Source organism: Croceibacterium aestuarii (assembly GCF_030657335.1).
GTDB classification, from domain to species: domain Bacteria; phylum Pseudomonadota; class Alphaproteobacteria; order Sphingomonadales; family Sphingomonadaceae; genus Croceibacterium_B; species Croceibacterium_B aestuarii.
The window spans coordinates 1,359,129-1,375,334 of sequence record NZ_CP131039.1 but is presented as its reverse complement, the minus strand read 5'-3'; the positions used below and the strand labels follow the sequence as shown (position 1 = coordinate 1,375,334).

The 16,206-nt window shown below is 68.8% G+C and carries 16 protein-coding genes and 1 tRNA gene; 8 read left to right on the top strand and 9 right to left on the bottom strand.

Annotated features, from left to right (window positions below; genetic code table 11):
* Positions 1 to 2: 2 nt before the first annotated feature.
* The 8 genes from Q7I88_RS06580 to Q7I88_RS06545 all read left to right on the top strand — a co-directional run bounded on the left by Q7I88_RS06580 (position 3) and on the right by Q7I88_RS06545 (position 7,335).
* Complete coding sequence (locus tag Q7I88_RS06580; protein ID WP_305098246.1) at positions 3 to 845, top strand: sulfurtransferase; 843 nt, start codon at positions 3 to 5, stop codon at positions 843 to 845.
* A gap of 100 nt (positions 846 to 945) precedes the next feature.
* Positions 946 to 2,148, top strand: coding sequence for a cystathionine beta-lyase (gene metC / locus Q7I88_RS06575; RefSeq protein ID WP_305098244.1), 1,203 nt, complete (start codon positions 946 to 948; stop codon positions 2,146 to 2,148).
* Positions 2,145 to 3,212, top strand: coding sequence for a mechanosensitive ion channel family protein (locus Q7I88_RS06570; RefSeq protein ID WP_305098243.1), 1,068 nt, complete (start codon positions 2,145 to 2,147; stop codon positions 3,210 to 3,212). The genes metC and Q7I88_RS06570 overlap by 4 nt, the downstream gene beginning before the upstream one ends.
* Before the next feature lie 99 nt (positions 3,213 to 3,311).
* The gene (gene cobA, locus Q7I88_RS06565; RefSeq protein WP_305098242.1) at positions 3,312 to 4,070 is read left to right on the top strand and encodes a uroporphyrinogen-III C-methyltransferase; all 759 of its coding nucleotides are present in this window, start codon (positions 3,312 to 3,314) and stop codon (positions 4,068 to 4,070) included.
* A complete protein-coding gene (locus tag Q7I88_RS06560; RefSeq protein ID WP_305098241.1) occupies positions 4,067 to 4,366 on the top strand; it encodes a DUF2849 domain-containing protein in 300 nt (99 codons plus the stop codon). The genes cobA and Q7I88_RS06560 overlap by 4 nt, the downstream gene beginning before the upstream one ends.
* Positions 4,366 to 6,000, top strand: coding sequence for a nitrite/sulfite reductase (locus tag Q7I88_RS06555; RefSeq protein WP_305098240.1), 1,635 nt, complete (start codon positions 4,366 to 4,368; stop codon positions 5,998 to 6,000). The genes Q7I88_RS06560 and Q7I88_RS06555 overlap by 1 nt, the downstream gene beginning before the upstream one ends.
* 92 nt (positions 6,001 to 6,092) lie before the next feature.
* Positions 6,093 to 6,566 carry a DUF934 domain-containing protein gene (locus Q7I88_RS06550; protein ID WP_305098239.1) on the top strand — a complete coding sequence of 158 codons (474 nt, stop codon included), beginning with the start codon at positions 6,093 to 6,095 and terminating at the stop codon, positions 6,564 to 6,566.
* Entirely contained in the window at positions 6,559 to 7,335 is a 777-nt protein-coding gene (locus tag Q7I88_RS06545) for a phosphoadenylyl-sulfate reductase (protein ID WP_305098238.1), read from the top strand. The genes Q7I88_RS06550 and Q7I88_RS06545 overlap by 8 nt, the downstream gene beginning before the upstream one ends.
* Here the strand turns inward: Q7I88_RS06545 and Q7I88_RS06540 are convergent.
* The 9 genes from Q7I88_RS06540 to Q7I88_RS06500 all read right to left on the bottom strand — a co-directional run bounded on the left by Q7I88_RS06540 (position 7,332) and on the right by Q7I88_RS06500 (position 16,172).
* Positions 7,332 to 8,240 carry an NAD-dependent epimerase/dehydratase family protein gene (locus tag Q7I88_RS06540; RefSeq protein ID WP_305098237.1) on the bottom strand — a complete coding sequence of 303 codons (909 nt, stop codon included), beginning with the start codon at positions 8,238 to 8,240 and terminating at the stop codon, positions 7,332 to 7,334. The two genes, Q7I88_RS06545 and Q7I88_RS06540, sit on opposite strands and share 4 nt — an antisense overlap.
* Entirely contained in the window at positions 8,237 to 9,373 is a 1,137-nt protein-coding gene (gene proB / locus Q7I88_RS06535) for a glutamate 5-kinase (protein WP_305098236.1), read from the bottom strand. Before proB ends, Q7I88_RS06540 begins: the two co-directional genes overlap by 4 nt.
* Positions 9,374 to 9,420: 47 nt before the next feature.
* Positions 9,421 to 10,479: a GTPase ObgE gene (gene obgE / locus Q7I88_RS06530; RefSeq protein WP_305098235.1), complete on the bottom strand. Its 1,059-nt coding sequence runs from the start codon at positions 10,477 to 10,479 to the stop codon at positions 9,421 to 9,423.
* Positions 10,480 to 10,622: 143 nt separating this feature from the next.
* Positions 10,623 to 10,698, bottom strand: a tRNA-Ala gene (locus Q7I88_RS06525).
* 104 nt (positions 10,699 to 10,802) lie between these two features.
* Positions 10,803 to 11,969: a hypothetical protein gene (locus tag Q7I88_RS06520; protein ID WP_305098234.1), complete on the bottom strand. Its 1,167-nt coding sequence runs from the start codon at positions 11,967 to 11,969 to the stop codon at positions 10,803 to 10,805.
* 175 nt (positions 11,970 to 12,144) lie between these two features.
* On the bottom strand, positions 12,145 to 12,921 hold the full coding sequence (locus Q7I88_RS06515; protein ID WP_305098233.1) for a Bax inhibitor-1/YccA family protein: 777 nt from the start codon (positions 12,919 to 12,921) through the stop codon (positions 12,145 to 12,147).
* Positions 12,922 to 13,016: 95 nt separating this feature from the next.
* Positions 13,017 to 13,817, bottom strand: a complete 801-nt coding sequence (locus tag Q7I88_RS06510) for a pyrroline-5-carboxylate reductase family protein (RefSeq protein ID WP_305098232.1) — start codon at positions 13,815 to 13,817, stop codon at positions 13,017 to 13,019.
* A gap of 33 nt (positions 13,818 to 13,850) precedes the next feature.
* Complete coding sequence (locus Q7I88_RS06505; RefSeq protein WP_305098231.1) at positions 13,851 to 14,357, bottom strand: type III secretion system chaperone family protein; 507 nt, start codon at positions 14,355 to 14,357, stop codon at positions 13,851 to 13,853.
* A 159-nt stretch (positions 14,358 to 14,516) separates the two neighbouring features.
* Positions 14,517 to 16,172, bottom strand: a complete 1,656-nt coding sequence (locus tag Q7I88_RS06500) for an SPOR domain-containing protein (RefSeq protein WP_305098230.1) — start codon at positions 16,170 to 16,172, stop codon at positions 14,517 to 14,519.
* Between the last annotated feature and the right edge of the window lie 34 nt (positions 16,173 to 16,206).

The window sequence follows — 16,206 nt, the reverse complement described above, 5'->3', positions numbered from 1 at the left end:
GCATGGATAACCTCGTCTCCACCGCCTGGCTCGCCGAGCACCTCGGCGACCCCGGCCTCGTCGTGCTCGACGCATCGGCGCACCTGCCCGACGCGGCACGCGATCCGCGCGCCGAGTTCGGCGCCGCGCACATCCCCGGCGCGCGCTTCCTCGACCTGCCGACGCTGATCGATCCCGACAGCCCGGTCCCCTCGGCGGTGCCGACCGCCGCACAGTTCGCGGAGCGAATGCGCGCGCTGGGGGTGAACGCGGGTGACCGCCTGGTGGTCTACGACGACAGCGCGGTGAAGACCTCGGCGCGGGCCTGGTTCATCGCCCGGCTGCACGGCGCCGAGGTGGCGATCCTCGACGGCGGCCTGGGCAAGTGGCGCGCCGAGGGGCGCGACCTGGAGAGCGGAATGCCCGAGGTCCCCGCCGGCGACTTCGAATCCCAGCCGGGCCCCGGGACCGTGCGCCTCAAGGCGGAGATGCTCGCCAACCTCGGGCGCAAGTCCGAACAGGTCATCGACGCCCGCGGCCGCGCGCGCTTCACCGGCGAGGTCGAGGACTTCCGGCCCGGCGTGGTCAGCGGCCATATTCCCGGCTCGCGCAACCTGCCCTTCGATCTGCTGCTCAATGCCGACGGCACCTTTGCCGACGACAAGGACCTGCGCCGCGCCTTCGCCGAGGCGGGAACCGACATGGACGGGCCGATCGTCACCACCTGCGGCGGCGGGGTGACGGCCTGCGTGTTGCTTTTCGCACTCGACCGCCTCGGCAAGCGCGACGTCGCGCTCTACGACGGGAGCTGGAGCGAATGGGCCGCCGATCCGGCGACGCCCAAGGAAACGGGGCCGGCGGCTTGAATTCGGCCTTTTCCCTTCTGCCGTTCGCCCTGAGCCTTTCGAGGGGCGCGCGCGTGCTCCGACAACCCCGGATCAAGTCCGGGGACGAACGGAGTTGGCGATGACGGCGAAGAGCGACCATCGCCCCGCCACCCGCCTCGTCGAAGCCGGGCGGCGCAAGGAATGGACCGGCTCGGTGGTCAGCCCGCCGGTGTGGCGCGCCAGCACCCATCTCTACGAAGATTCCGCCGACCTCGCCAAGGGACGGCCCAACGCGGACGGATACTTCTACTACGGGCGGCGCGGGTCGCCGACGCAGTGGTCGCTGGCCGAGGCGCTGACCGAGCTCGAGCCGGGCGCGGAGGGGACGGTGCTATACCCCAGCGGCGTCGCCGCCATCGCCGGGGCGCTGCTCGCGGTGCTCAAGTCCGGCGATGTCCTGCTGATGACCGACAACGCCTACGAACCGAGCCGGGCAATGGCCAAGAGCTTGCTCGCCGATTTCGGCGTCGAGGTGCGCTTCTTCGAACCGCTCGACCTCGATGCCTTTCCCGGCGCATTCTGCGAGCGCACCGCCGCGGTGCTGCTCGAAAGCCCCGGGAGCCTGACGATGGAAGTGTGCGACATTCCCGCGCTCGCCGCCATGGCCCGCGACAAGGGCGCGGTGAGCCTGCTCGACAACACCTGGGCCTCGCCGCTCGGCTTCGCGGCGCTACAGCATGGCTGCGACGTGTCGATCATGAGCCTTACGAAGCACGTCGGCGGCCACTCCGACGTGATGATGGGTTCGGCCGCCGCGGCAGGGGCGCTCTACCGCAAGCTGCGCACCAAGGCCCAGGCGCTCGGCATCGTGGTCTCGCCCGACGACGCCGCGCTCGCCCTGCGCGGTCTGCGCACGATGGGCGTCCGGCTCGAGCGCTCGAGCGCCTCGGCGCTGAAAATCGCCGAGTGGCTGGCGCAGCGCGACGAGGTGGCGCACGTGCTGTGCCCGATGCTGGCGGAGGCGCCGGGCCACGCGCTGTGGAAGCGCGATTTCGACGGGGGCTGCGGGCTGTTCAGTTTCGTCCTCAGGGGCCGCGACGAGGCAGCGCGGGCGCGGTTCGTCGACAGCCTCGAGCTGTTCGGCATCGGGTATTCCTGGGGCGGCTTCGAAAGCCTTGTCGTGCCTTTCGATGCCGGCCGGGCGCGCACGGCCACCGCCTGGCCCCCGGCGCGATGGAGGGTTGAGGACTGCCTCGGTATTCGCGTATCGATCGGTCTCGAGGCAGCGGAGGACCTGATGAGCGATCTCGACCGGGCATTTGCCGCGATGGACGGCGCGTGAGCGCATCGGCACTCGACCCTGTCGCCGAGGCCACCAGCGCGGCGACGTCCGCCGCCACGGCCATCCCCACTCCGACACCGACGCCGACCGAGACCGAGGTCCTGCAGGGGGCCGAAGTGCTCAAGGACACGGTCGCGCAGCATAGCGGGACCGTGGGCGATATCGTCCGGCAGCTCGACGCAATCGGCTTTACCGTGGCCGACACCCGCGTTTCCGTATGGAGCGTATCGGTCATCATCATGGTCGTGGTCGGCGTGCTTGTCGTCGCCCGCGTCGGCACGTGGCTGGCAAAGAAGTTCCTTGCCCGCTTTCACCGGCTCGATGCCTCGCAGCGGCTGCTGGGCGAAAAGCTGCTCAGCATCGTCATCTGGGCGCTGGCGATCTTCATCGGCATCGACATCCTCGGCATCGACCTGACCGCGCTCGCGGTGTTCTCCGGCGCCTTCGGCCTCGCCATCGGCTTCGGCCTGCAGAAGACCTTCGGCAACCTGATCGCCGGAATCATCCTGCTGATGGACCGCTCGATCAAGCCGGGCGACGTCATCGCCATCGCCGACCAGGCCGGCAACGAGACCTTCGGCCAGATCCGCAAGATCGGCATTCGCGCGGTCTCGGTCACCACCCGCGACGAGCGCGAGTACCTGATCCCGAACGAGAACCTGATGATCAACCAGGTCGAAAACTGGTCCTACTCGAGCCGCGAAGTGCGCATGCAGGTGCACGTGGGGGTATCGTACAACTGCGATATCAAGAAGGCCGAGGCGCTGATGCTCGAGGCCGCGGCATCGTGCAAACGCGTGCTCACCAAGCCCGCGCCGAGCGTCTGGCTGGCCGGCTACGGCGACAGTTCGGTCGACTTCGTGATCCACTGCTGGATCACCGACCCCGAAGAGGGGACGGGCAATGTCCGCTCCGAAGTGCTCAAGAAACTCTGGGACCTGTTCCAGGAAAACGACATCGAAATCCCCTTCCCGCAGCGCGACATCAACTTGCGCGACAATGCGCAGTTCCAGCAGCTCGTCGCCGCCATCGCCCAGCGAATCGAGCAGCCGAAGGGCGACTGAGGCGCCCCGTACATCGCCAAACGCTGCTGAAAGAAGGCCTAGTCGGCGACCAAACCATTCTCGCTGGCGGGATGACCGGCTCGCCCGCATTTAGGCGCCATGGACAAGATCGGCACCGTATTCCTCGTCGGCGCAGGGCCGGGCGACCCCGACCTGCTGACGGTCCGCGCCGCGCGCCTCATCGCGGGGGCCCGCCTGATCGTGCACGACGGGCTGGTCGATCGCGCGGTCCTCGATCTCGCACGGCCCGATGCCGAGCTCGTCTCGGTGGCCAAGCGGCGCGCCCGCCACACCCTGCCGCAGGACGCGATCAACGCGCTGCTGGTGCGCGAGGCGCTTGCCGGGCGCGACGTCGTGCGGCTCAAGGGCGGCGACCCGTTGGTCTTCGGACGGGGCGGCGAAGAGGCCGAGGCCTGCCGCATTGCGGGCGTGCCCGTAGAGGTAGTCCCGGGCATCAGCGCCGCCAACGGCGCGGCTGCCGCCGCGCAGATTCCGCTGACCCACCGCGATGCGGCCAGTGTCGTCAGCTTCGTCGCCGGGCAGTGCAAGGGTCTTGCCGAACAGGATTGGGCCGGGCTCGCGGGCAAGGGCCGTACCCTGGTCATCTACATGGGCGTGAAGACGGCGCCGCAGATTTCCGAAAAGCTGATGGCCGACGGCCTCGCGCCAGACATGCCGCTGGCGGTGATCGAGAACGCCTGCCGCCCGCAGATGCGCGTGCTGCGCGCGCCGCTCGCCGGTCTCGCCGACCTCGTCGCGCGCGAGAAGGTGCGCAGTCCGTCGCTCATCGTAATCGGCGAGGTCGCGGCGCGCGAAGACGCTGCCCTCGCCCGTCTCGCCGCGGAGGCAGCAGCATGAAGATTGTGACCGGCAACGACCTCAAGACCGGCGCGGTCACCTGGTGGACCGGGTACGACTGGTCGATCCACGTCGAGGACGCGGTCGACGCAGGCGACGAGGCGGACGCCATCATGGCCCGCGAAGCCGCGGCCTGCCGGGTCAACAACCCCTACGCCATCGACGGCGAGCGCGACGCCGACGGCAAGGTCCGCCCGGCGCATATCAAGGACCGGGTCCGCGCGCTGGGCCCCACGGTGCGGCCCGACCTGACACTGAAGCCGGCCGACCCCGAGGCCAGGGACTGGGTGATCTGATGTACAAGTACGACCAATACGACCAGGCGATGGTAGACGCCCGCGTCGAGGAATTCCGCGACCAGGTGCGCCGCCGCATCGCCGGCAAGATGGACGACGACCAGTTCAAGCCGCTGCGGCTCAAGAACGGACTCTACCTTCAGCTCCACGCCTACATGCTGCGGGTGGCGATCCCTTACGGCACGCTCAATTCGCGGCAGATGCGCGCGCTCGCGGACATCGCCCGAAAGTACGACCGCGGCTACGGCCATTTCACGACGCGGCAAAACATCCAGTACAACTGGATCAAGCTGGCCGAGGCGCCCGACATCCTGGCCGATCTCGCCAAGGTCGAGATGCACGCGATCCAGACCAGCGGCGAAAGCATCCGCAACATCTCCGCCGACCAGTACGCCGGCGCTGCCGCCGACGAGCTGATCGACCCGCGCCCGTGGTGCGAGGTGATCCGGCAGATGACCACGTTCATGCCGGAATTCAGCTATCTGCCGCGCAAGTTCAAGATTTGCGTGATCGCCTCCAAGGAGGATCGCGCGGCGCTGCGCTGGCACGATTTCGCGCTGCGCATCGTCAAGAATGCGGGCAGCGAGATCGGCTTCGAGGTCTATGCCGGGGGCGGCATGGGGCGCACGCCGTTCATCGCCTACAAGATCCGCGACTTCCTGCCGACCGGGCAGATCCTGTCCTACCTGCAGGCGGTGCTGCGGGTGTGGAACCGCAACGCCCGGCGTGACAACATCCACAAGCAGCGGATGAAGATCCTCGTCCACGACCTCGGGCAGGAGGAGTTCACCCGCCAGGTCGAGGCGGAGTTCGAGCATTTCCTCTCGCTCGGGCAGGATTTCCCGCAGGCCGAATACGACCGGGTCGCGGCCTATTTCGACCCGCCCCCGTTCGAACAGGGCCTGAGCGACGAACTCGATCTGTCGGACCCCGCGTTCGCCCGCTGGGTGCGCCACCAGGTGATCGCCCACAAGGCGCCCGGCTATGCCATCGCCAACATCAGTCTCAAGCCGGCCGGCGGCATCCCCGGCGATATCTCGGCGGAACAGATGGACCTGGTGGCCGACCTGGCCGAGACATACAGTTTCGACGAGCTGCGCGCCACGCATGCGCAGAACCTGGTGCTTCCGCACGTGCGCAAGGCGGACCTCTACGCCGTCTGGCAGGCGCTCGTCGAAGCGGGGCTGGCCGACAGCAACCTCGATCTGGTCACCGACATCATCGCCTGCCCCGGACTCGACTATTGCAGCCTCGCCAACGCGCGCTCGATCCCGATCGCGCAAAAGATCGCCGAGCGCTTTGCCGATGCCGAGCGGCAGGCCGACCTCGGCGAGCTCAAGATCAAGATTTCCGGCTGCATCAACGCCTGCGGCCATCACCATGCCGGCAACATCGGCATCCTCGGCGTCGACCGTAAAGGGAGCGAGAGCTACCAGCTCCTGCTCGGCGGATCGGGCGACGAGAACACCACGCAGGCCAAGATTGCGGGACCGGGGTTCGACGAGGACGGTATCGTCGACGCGGTCGAACGGACCGTGGAACACTATCGCGCCGTTCGCGAGCCGGACGAGCGCTTCATCGACACCTACCGGCGGGTCGGAATGGATGGATTCAAGGAGGCGATCTATGGCTAACCAGGCACAAGGTCCGTTCGTGGGGAGCCTGTCGATCCGCGACAAGCGCGCCTTCCCGTCCTTCGACAAGCTCGGGACGAACGGAGTGCATAATGGCGCATAGCGGCAATCCCACCCCCGCGGCGACCGAGGATTACGGCGCGGAATATCTGCGTTTCCGCGACGACGCCTCGGCCGACGAGCCCGCCGTTTCGCTCGACGCCTTCCTCGAACAGGACAACGCCATTTCGGTGCGCATCGAGGCGGGCGAGGACGTCACGGTCCTTCTGCCGCACCTCGCCCGCGTGCGCCTGGTGGAGATAGACTTTCCGAAGTTCCGCGACGGCCGCGGCTTTTCGACCGCTCGCCTCTTGCGCGAGGCCGGATATAGCGGCGAGATCAAGGCGACCGGCGACGTCCTGGTCGACCTGCTGTTCTTCATGCGCCGCTGCGGCTTCGACAGCTTTGCCCCCGACAAGCCGATCGACCGCGCCGATGCCGAAGCGGCGCTCGCCCGCTACCCCTATGTCTATCAGGAAGCGGCCGACGACCGGATTCCGATCTGGAAGCTGCGTCACAATGGCTAGCCGCCCGATCGACCGCATCGCCACCGGCCCCGCCTTCACCCAGGCCGACGCCGACGCGCTCAACGCCCGCTTCGCCGGCGTCGACGCCCCGGCAATGCTGCGCGAAGTGCTGGCGGACGGGGTGCTCGGGCGCGTGGCGGTGGTCTCCTCGTTCGGAACCGAGAGCGCGGTGCTGCTGCACCTCGTCGCCGCGGCCGACCCCGCAACGCCGGTGATCTTCGTCGACACGCTGAAGATGTTTCCCGAGACGCTCGCCTACCGCGATACGCTGGTGGCGCATCTCGGGCTGACCAACAGCTCGGTCGTGACGCCCGATCCGGACGTGCTCGCCGCCAAGGACGAAAACGGCCTGCGCTGGTCCTACGATCCCGACGGCTGCTGCGCGATCCGCAAGGTCGAGCCGCTGGCCCGCGCCAAGCGCGGGCTCGACAGCTGGATCTCCGGCCGCAAGGCCTTCCAGTCGGTGACGCGCGAGAACCTGCCGCGTTTCGAGGTCGAGGACGGGCGGATGAAGCTCAATCCGCTCGGCGACTGGGTCAAAGACGATCTGGAGGCCTGGTTCGAACGGCACGGCCTGCCGCGCCATCCGCTCGAAGCCGAGGGCTATCTCTCGGTCGGCTGCTCACCGTGCACGAGCAAGGTCCTGCCCGGGGAAGACCCGCGCGCGGGGCGGTGGCGCGGCTGGGACAAGACCGAGTGCGGGATTCACGGCGTGCCCGAGGCGACGCCCGAGGGCGACTTGCCGCCGGGCTACGAGCCCTTCCTCTAGAGCCAGCCCTGCCGGCGGTACCATTCCGCGGTCGCCTTCATGCCCGTGCGCGTGGGGATTTCCGGCTGCCATAGCTGGCGCGGCGGGTGCAGTTTGGGGCTGCTGACCCAGTCGGGGTGCGCCATGTAGCCGACCCGGTCGGGCGTGAGCTTGGCCTTGTTCCGCCGCAATGTCGCGTCGAGCTTGGCCAGCCGTTCCAGCGCCGCCTTCGACAGGTGCGGGACCCACGGCCGCCGCCCGACTGCCGCGCCGATGGCGCGGGCGAGATCGCGGTGGCTCCAGCCCCCCGGGCGGCCGTCGTCGGGTTCGAATGCCTTGTGCGTCACCTCCTCTCCGCCGGGCACCAGCGCGAGCAACAACCGCGCCAGGTCGCGCACGTGGATCACGCTGGCCCGCCCCGGCGGCGGCATCGGCAAGACCCCCCAGCGGGCGGCCCTGAACATGTCGAGCATCTCGCGGTCGTGCGGGCCGTAGATCGCCGGCGGGCGGACGATCGACCAGTCGAGCCCGCTGGCCATGACCAGCCGCTCCGCGTGGCGTTTGCTCTCGCCGTAGCGCGAGAGCTGCGGCTCGCGCGCGGCGAGCGAGGAGACGAAAACGAAACGCGGGACGCCTTCGGCGACCGACTGCTCGACCAGCTTCATCGTCCCTTCGACGTTGCCGAGGTGGAATCCGTCCGGCTCCGGCGCGTTGACGACCCCGGCGACATGGATCACCGCCTCGGCCCCCGCGACCAGCTTGGCGAGGGCGTCACGGTCGCCGAGATCGCCGTGCACCCACTCGACTCCAGACGCGGGCGGCTGCTCGCGGCGGGTCAGCGCGCGGATCGGCAAATCCGCGCGCGCGGCTTCCTCGAGCAGGGCATGTCCGACGAAACCGGTTGCCCCGGTCACGGCAATCGTCACAGCAGCACCAGGTGGTCGCGGTGGATTACCGCGGTTCGGGGGGCGTAGCCGAGCAGGGCCTCGATCTCGTCGCTCCTGCGCCCCCGGATGCGCGCGACTTCCGCGGAGGAGTATTCGACCAGCCCCTGCGCCAGAGGGCGGCCGTCGGCATCGCGCACGCCGACCGGGTCGCCGCGCACGAAATCCCCCTCCACCGCCTCGATACCCGCAGCCAGGAGGCTGCCGCCCCGCAGCAGCGCAGCCGCGCAGCCGCTGTCGACCACGAGGGCCCCGCGCATCCGCTGCCGCCCGCCGAGCCAGGCCTTGCGCGCGGTGTCGCTACGCCGGGGCACGAACAACGTGCCGATCCCTTCGCCCGAGAAGGCGCGGCCGAGCGGCGCATCGGGCGTGCCGTTGACGATCGCCAGCGCGATCCCGGCGCGCTCGGCAATCTCGGCCGCCTGCAGCTTGGAGGTCATGCCCCCCGAGCCCATGCCCGATCCCGACGCCCGGCTCGCCATCGCGTGAATCGCCTCGGTCACGCCGTCCACCCGGGGGAGCAATCGCGCCCCTTCGGCGCGCGGATCGCGGTCGTAAAGGCCGTCGACGTCGGACAGCAGCACCACGGCCGCTGCCCCCGCCGCCTGGGCCACGCGCGCGGCGAGGCGGTCGTTGTCGCCGAAGCGGATTTCCTCGGTCGCTACCGAATCGTTCTCGTTGACCACCGGCACCACGCCTGCGCCGAGCAGAGTCGACAGCGTCGCCGCGGCGTTGAGGTAGCGCCGCCGATCCTCGAGATCCTCGATCGTCACCAGCAGCTGGGCCGCCGTGAGTGCACGCGCGCCGAGCTTGTCGGCCCATAGCGATGCGAGGGCGATCTGGCCGACGGCGGCGGCCGCCTGGGCGTCGGCGAGGCTGCCGCGGCCGCCCGCGGCCAGCCCCAGTCTGGCGGCGCCGAGCGCGACGGCCCCGGAGCTGACGACAATCACCTGCTGCCCGCGTCCGCGCGCGACTGCGATCTCCCCGGCGAGGCTCTCGATCCACGCTTCGCGGACCGCGCCGTCCTTCGCGACGAGGAGCGAGGAACCGACCTTGAGCACAAGGCACGGCACCGCGGCGGAGTCGGTGAAGTCGGACAGGCGCTCGATAGGCATGGCGCGCGGGATTAGCGAACGCCGCCGCCCACGTCACCTGCGATGTCCTAGATGGGCGACCACTCGCCGGATGCGGCGTCCTCTTCGTCGCCTTCCTGGCGCGGCTGCTCGGTGGCGGTGCGTTCCGGAAGGTACGACAGGACAGCGTCGAGCAGCGCGTCGATTCCGGCGCCGGTGGCACCCGAAATCGGAAACACCCGGTCGGCCCCCGCGACCTTCAGCTCGGCAGCGAACCCCGCGGCCAGCTCGGCGTCGGCGAGATCGACCTTGTTGAGCGCGATGAGCTGCGGCTTTTCGGTCAGCCCGGCACCATAGGCGGCAAGTTCGTCCTGCACCGTACGCATCGCCCCGGCGGGATCCTCTCCCGAGATGTCGACGAGGTGGATGAGCACGCGGCACCGTTCGATGTGGCCGAGGAAGCGGTCACCGATCCCGGCGCCTTCGGCAGCCCCTTCGATCAGGCCGGGTATGTCGGCCAGCACGAATTCGCGCCCCCGGTGATGGACCACGCCGAGGCTCGGCACCAGAGTGGTGAAGGCATATTCACCGACTTTGGCCTTGGTGTTCGAAACCTTGTTGATGAAGGTGCTCTTGCCGGCATTGGGCAGGCCGACGAGGCCCGCATCGGCGAGCAGCTTGAGCCGCAGCCAGACCCACATCTCCTGACCGGGAATGCCCGGCTGGTGCTGGCGCGGGGCGCGATTGGTCGAGGTCTTGTAGCTGGCGTTGCCGCGACCGCCCATGCCGCCTTCGAGCAGGACGACTTCCTGCCCTTCCTCGGTGAGATCGGCGAGTACCTCCTCCTTGTCCTCGGAGAGGATTTGCGTGCCGACCGGGACCTCGATGACAAGATCGTCGGCCCCGGCCCCGGTACGGTTCTTGCCCATCCCGTGGTGGCCGCGCTTGGCCTTGAAGTGCTGGGTGTAGCGAAAGTCTATCAGCGTGTTGAGGCCGGGCACGGCGCGGAAGACGATGTCGCCGCCCTTGCCCCCGTCGCCGCCGTCGGGCCCGCCGTACTCGATATACTTTTCGCGGCGGAACCCGACCGCCCCGGGGCCGCCGCCGCCGGACTTCACGTAGATCTTGGCTTGGTCAAGGAAATGCATGGCGAGGCGTTAGGGCAAGAGCCCTCCGTGTGAAAGGCCGGTGATTGACGCTGCTCGGCGTCCGATCGGCCGAACAGCCCCGGCCGGTGAGGCCGCAGGCCAGGGAACCCATGGTCCCCTCGGCGCCCGAAGGCGAAAGCAACTGGTGGAGCCGAGGGGGATCGAACCCCTGACCTCGTCATTGCGAACGACGCGCTCTCCCAGCTGAGCTACGGCCCCGTTCCAGTCTGCATCGCGCGGGGCGGGCCTCGCGCGAAGAGCGCGCTCCCTAGCGAATGTCTTGCATGCTTGGAAGGGCAAAATCGCCCTCCGGACGTGTCTTCTTACTGCACGTTCGCGGCGTCGTCGCCCGTGGGCTGGACGACCGGCTGCGAGACGGTGGCGGCTGCCTGTTCGGAACCGGACAGCGAGGGACCGAAGCCCGGCTCGGCGACCGGCTGCGTGACCGGCCGCGAGGTGAACTGCGGCTCCGCATCGGCGCGCGCCTCCGGCGGCAAGCTGAAGACCGGCGAGGGGGCGGGCTCGACGACCGTCTGCACCTGCGGCGACACCGGGCCGTAGGCCGACAAGTCCTGGGCCGCATCCGGCAACGCGCCAGGCAGCGGCTGCACGATGGCCTGGCCGGTTGCTGCAGCGGCACCGGGCGGCGGCTGCGTCGAAAGCCCGGGTGCAGGCTGGACGACCGGCCCCGAGATCGGCTGGACGACCGGCCCCGAGGCCGGCTGGGCGGGCGCGTCGATGACCGCTGCGCCCGTGGCCGAAACCGGGAGCCCGGCGATCTGGATGGCCGGTGTCTCAGGCGCCGGATTGCTGTGCGCCTCGACGTAAGCGGGATAGATATAGCCGTAACGATCGCCGTATTGCGCATCCCAGGCAGCGACTTCGGTGCGCCACCGTTCGTAGTCGCCGAAGAAATGCACGAACCTCGCTTCGAGCTGCGGCAGCGCGGATGCGGCAAACACGTCGAGGTTGTCAGGCCGGGCTTGCAGGTAGGTCTGAGAGATCTGCAGCGCTTCGTCGCAAAAATCGCCGAGCACCGGCGGCAGCGCGAAATAGTTGTAGACCTGCGTCATGTACTGGTCGCGCACCGAGTGAAACGCGCTGCCGTACTTCTTGCGGAATTCGTCATCGAGCGCGCGGTTGGTGGCCGAAAGCGGCCGCGCGAAGGACTTGAGCAAGTCCTTGTAAGCGTCGAGGATCGGCTCGTCGCCCGGCCGCAGGCAATTGAGCGCGGCGACGTTCATCGCCGAGCGAAAGTTCCACACCGTCTGCGCGGAGGTGAGGTTCGCGTTGACCGTCTGACGCACGCCGTAGGCATCGACCGGCGGCACCGGCATGTTGTAGTGCGCGCCCTCCGGCGCCTGCGGGCGGGCTGGAACGGGAGTGGGCGTCGGCGTGGGTGCGGGCGGCGGCGGCGGCGGCGGCGGCGGTGGCGGCGTTGCGCAGCCGGCCAGCACGGCCAGGCTGACCGCCGTGATAATCGTACGCACCGGAATTCGCCGGATCCTGGACATCAACCCCCGCCTCTTCTTCGCATCGCCAGCATGGTGCCGGACGCAACATTGCCCGACGATGAAGCGATAGCCGTAACCCTTCGAGACGGCAAAGAAAACGCCCGGGAAGCTGTGGGCTTCCCGGGCGCGATGAAACGAGTCTGCCGTGCGGTCAACCGCGGCTGTTGCCCATGAAGCGCAGCAGGAACAGGAACATGTTGATGAAGTCGAGGTACAGGTTGAGCGCACCCATCACCACGACCTTGCCCATCGGGAAGGCTGCCCCCATCGCCGGGTTGGTCATCTTCGCCTGCTGGATTTGCAGGTACTGCGACTTCAGTTTCTGGGTATCGTAAGCGGTGAGCCCGGCGAAGATCAGCACGCCGATGAAGCTGATCGCGTACATCATGGCCGGCGACTGCAGGAACATGTTGATCAGCATCGCCACGAGCAGGCCGACGACGCCCATGATCAGGAAGCTGCCCCAGGCGCTGAGATCCTTCTGCGTGGTGTAGCCGAACAGGCTCAGCCCGGCGAAGGCCGCCGCGGTGGCGAAGAACGTCGCCGCGATCGAGGCGCCGGTATAGACGAGGAAGATCGTCGACAGCGACAGACCCATCAGGACCGCGAAGCCCCAGTACATGGCCTGCAAGGCGCCGGTCGAAAACTTGTTGGCGCCGAAGCTCATCGCAAAGACGATGGCCAGCGGCGAAAGCGCCACGATCCACATCAGCGGGCCGCTGGCAAAGGTCAGCGCAAGGCCCGAACGGGCCGTCAGCATCGCCACGACGCCGGTCAGCAACACGCCCGAGGCCATGTAGTTGTAGATCGACAGCATGTGCTTGCGCAGCCCGGCGTCGAACGTGGTGCGCTGAGCGAGATCCCCGGCATACCCCGGCGCCGTGCCGAAGCCCGAGCGGGTGTCCTGAGGGTCATTCCAATTCGCCATGTATACTCTCCATTCCGGCGCCGAGCGACGACAAGCCGGTGTCTGCAATATCGCTACTGCAGTCGTTGTTTTCAAGGAAAACCGGGTTGACGGCGTCAATCCTTTCGGCGCGCCTCCGCCGCGAGCTCCGCACCGCGGTCGCGCGCCGCGCGCAGAGTTTCGGTCAGCAGCCGAACAAGCGCGCCGTCGGCATCGAGAACGTCGATCCCCTTCTGGGTCATTCCGCCGGGACTGGCGACTCGGCGCGCCAGCTCGCCCGGGTCATGGGGCGAGTCGGCGGCGAGCGCCGCGGCGCCCTCGACCATCGCCAGCGCCAGGCGGTCGGCTTGCTCGCGCGGCAGCCCGAGCTCGCTCGCGCCGGCGGCCAGCGCATCGATGAAGCGGAAGGTGAAGGCCGGACCCGAGCCCGCCAGCGCGGTGACGAGATCGAAGGCGTCTTCGCCGACCCATTCCGGAGTGCCGAGCGGGTCCATGAACGCAGTCAGCGCGTCCTGCCCGGCTTGGTCGAGGTCCGCGCTGGCCAGCGCCACCGGCGACTTGCCCAGGGCCACGGCGAGGTTGGGCATGACCCTCACCACCGCCCCGGCTCGCGGAAAGGTCTCTGCCAGCGTGTCCAGCGTCACGCCGGCGAGGATCGAGAGCACGGTGCAGCCCGGACCGGCGAGCCGCTCGACCTGCTCGGCGACTTCGCCCAGCTTTTGCGGCTTCACGCCGATCAGGACGGCGTCGAAGTCTCCGCCATCGGGGATCGAACGGTGCTGGGTGACCGGAAATGGTTTTTCGCTCGGGTTGGCGATCGTGAAGCGGGCGGGATCGAGGCCGGCGGCGAGCCAGCCTTCGAGCATGCCGCCCGCCATGTTGCCGCAACCGACGATGAGGGTGTTGTCATATGCCATGCGGCGCCTCCTGCCGGAGTGCCGCGCCGATGTCTACGCCTCGCCCGCCGCGTCGACCAGCGCCGCGTCGAGCGCCTGCCGCGGGGTCTTGTCGCCCCAGAGCACGAATTGAAATGCCGGGTAAAACCGGTCGCATTCGGAAATCGCCGCTTCGATCGCGACCTGCGCCATCGACAGGCTGAGCAGCCCTTCCTCGCCGAGCATGAGCCCGTGCCTGTAGAGCAGCACCCCGCCGCGGGACCACATGTCGAAATGGCCGAGCCAGAGCTGTTCGTTGATCAGCGCGAGCAGCTCGTGCGCCGCCTTGCGCTTGGCGTCGGGAACGCGAATATCGGGAAGACAAAGGAACTGCAGCACCCGGTCCTCGGCCCGCCACACCCCCTTGACCTGATACGTGGTCCAGCTGCCCTGGATCTCGCCGGTGACTTCGTCCTCGCCATTGAATTCGCACGGCCAGCCATGGGCTTCGAACACCTGGGCGAGCATCTCCACCGGGGCCGCGTCGTCGGATTCTTCGTACGGCTCTCGCCCGATGTTCATGCTCAACAGTCCGTTTACCTCGATCTGAAGGCTGCATGCGCCGGAGCGGCGGCTGCAATCAATCGCGCCGCCCCCGGGAGCGGTGGAAAGGCGCGCCAAGGCTGTTCACAAAGTGTGCAAAAGCGGTTTGTCCACAGTGGGCGATTCCAGGGGCGGCGATCACTTGAGCGGCCGGACCTCTTCGCCCTGCTCGCTGGTAAAGGCGAAGGTGTCGAGGCCCTTGTCCTTGAGCGACTTGACCGTCTTGAGCGCCTCCGCCTCGCTGTCGTACGGCCCGGTCACGAGCCGGTTGGTCTGCCCCCAGCTGGCGGTAAACGCGTCGTTCGACTTGAGCAGCGGCCCGGCCTTGCGCTGGATACGCCGCCAGTCGAAACCGAGCGCGCCAATGTCGCGCCCCGTGGCAACTTGCACCCAGTAGCGCTTGGGATTGGCCGGAGGCTTGGGCGCTGGCGGCGGCGGCGGTTTCTGGCGGGGCGGTTCGAACTTGGTGATGTCGACCGCACCATTCCGCGGACGTCCGGCATCGGCAGGTGGCTCGGCCAGATCCGCAAAAGCCTCGGCCAGCGAGAGCTCCGGTTCGTCTTCGACGGGGGCAGGTTCGGGCGGAGCTTCGTTGCCGACCGCTAACGAGGGCCGCGGCAGATCGCCGGATTGCGCCGGCTGCGGCGCGGGCGGCTGCGCGGCGACGACGACCGGCTCATTCGCCGGAGCAGGCGGCGGCTCGGCCGCGGCGACGAGCACCGGCGCAGGGGCCGCCGGCTCATCGGTTCGTGCCGAGGCCGATCCTCCGGTCGATGCCGAAGAGGGCGCTGCCGACTGAGGCGGAGGTTCGATCGGAGTCGAGGTCGCCGCCACCACCTTGCCGACGACGACGCGCTTGTCCGCCGCCGGCTTGGCCGCGGCCTCGCGATCCCGCGTCCGTTTGGGCGGCCGCTTGCTGCTGCCGAGCGGCTCGCCGGTCGGCTCGAGCCGCGAATCGGGCGTTCGCGCCGCAACCTGGCGGGGGGCCGAGCGCGCCGAAAGGGCAGCGATTTCGGGGCTGTCCCGGCCGATTTCGGCAGCCGGAGGGAACTTGCCGAGGTTGGCCGCCGCCGCCTGCTGCGCGCGCGTCAGCCGGGGCATGTAGCGCAGGTACGGCGCCATGCGGTTCGACAGCCGCTCCGGCAGCATGGTCTGTGCGATCGAGACGGCATCGTCGCTGCGGCCGAGAATCGCCAGGGCGAAGGCCCTGGTCCGGTATGCCGCCAGGTCGCGATGCTGCAACAAGGGCAGAAGAGTCGTCTCCGAGCCGTGCTGGTCGCCGGCAATCGCCAAGCTCAGCGCCAACCGGCGCACGACCTCGGGATCGTCGCCCTGGCTGAGCGCCTGGCGGTAGAAGCGCTGGGCGCCGTCATTGTCGCCGACGAGATCGAGCGCCAGTCCGTGGTCGCTGGCATGGCTGCCGGGCGGCATTCCGTCGCGCTCGGCCTGTTCGAACATCCTGACCGCTTCGACCGGATTGCCCTGGCGCAGCGAGATCGCCGCAATCCCGGCTTCGGCGGCGCCGTTGTTCGGCGAAACCGACAGCGCACGGCGGAAAAAGCCCAGCGCGGCCTGCAGATCGTCGAGCGCGATCGAGGCTTTTCCGGCGTCCAGCAGGGCGCCGAGGTCGGCGGGGTCCTTCGCCAGAACCGAGAGCGACCTCTGGAGGTCGTTGAGCTCGGGCGGGGGCAACGCCTGGACAACGGCCTGGGCCGATGTCGCGGACACGGGCAGGAGGACGCCGGCGCCGGCCAGCGCGGACGTCAGCACGAGTTTACGCAAACGGGAACTCACGACGCACATCATGGCCCGGCCGATCTGAACCGGG

Bases quoted from the DNA above. Each gene is read 5' to 3' on its own strand.
- Q7I88_RS06580 (WP_305098246.1), top strand. From the start codon at position 3: ATGGATAACCTCGTCTCCACCGCCTGGCTCGCCGAGCACCTCGGCGAC.
- metC (WP_305098244.1), top strand. From the start codon at position 946: ATGACGGCGAAGAGCGACCATCGCCCCGCCACCCGCCTCGTCGAAGCC.
- cobA (WP_305098242.1), top strand. From the start codon at position 3,312: ATGGACAAGATCGGCACCGTATTCCTCGTCGGCGCAGGGCCGGGCGAC.
- Q7I88_RS06560 (WP_305098241.1), top strand. From the start codon at position 4,067: ATGAAGATTGTGACCGGCAACGACCTCAAGACCGGCGCGGTCACCTGG.
- Q7I88_RS06555 (WP_305098240.1), top strand. From the start codon at position 4,366: ATGTACAAGTACGACCAATACGACCAGGCGATGGTAGACGCCCGCGTC.
- Q7I88_RS06550 (WP_305098239.1), top strand. From the start codon at position 6,093: ATGGCGCATAGCGGCAATCCCACCCCCGCGGCGACCGAGGATTACGGC.
- Q7I88_RS06545 (WP_305098238.1), top strand. From the start codon at position 6,559: ATGGCTAGCCGCCCGATCGACCGCATCGCCACCGGCCCCGCCTTCACC.
- proB (WP_305098236.1), bottom strand. From the start codon at position 9,373: ATGCCTATCGAGCGCCTGTCCGACTTCACCGACTCCGCCGCGGTGCCG.
- obgE (WP_305098235.1), bottom strand. From the start codon at position 10,479: ATGCATTTCCTTGACCAAGCCAAGATCTACGTGAAGTCCGGCGGCGGC.
- Q7I88_RS06515 (WP_305098233.1), bottom strand. From the start codon at position 12,921: ATGGCGAATTGGAATGACCCTCAGGACACCCGCTCGGGCTTCGGCACG.
- Q7I88_RS06510 (WP_305098232.1), bottom strand. From the start codon at position 13,817: ATGGCATATGACAACACCCTCATCGTCGGTTGCGGCAACATGGCGGGC.
- Q7I88_RS06505 (WP_305098231.1), bottom strand. From the start codon at position 14,357: ATGAACATCGGGCGAGAGCCGTACGAAGAATCCGACGACGCGGCCCCG.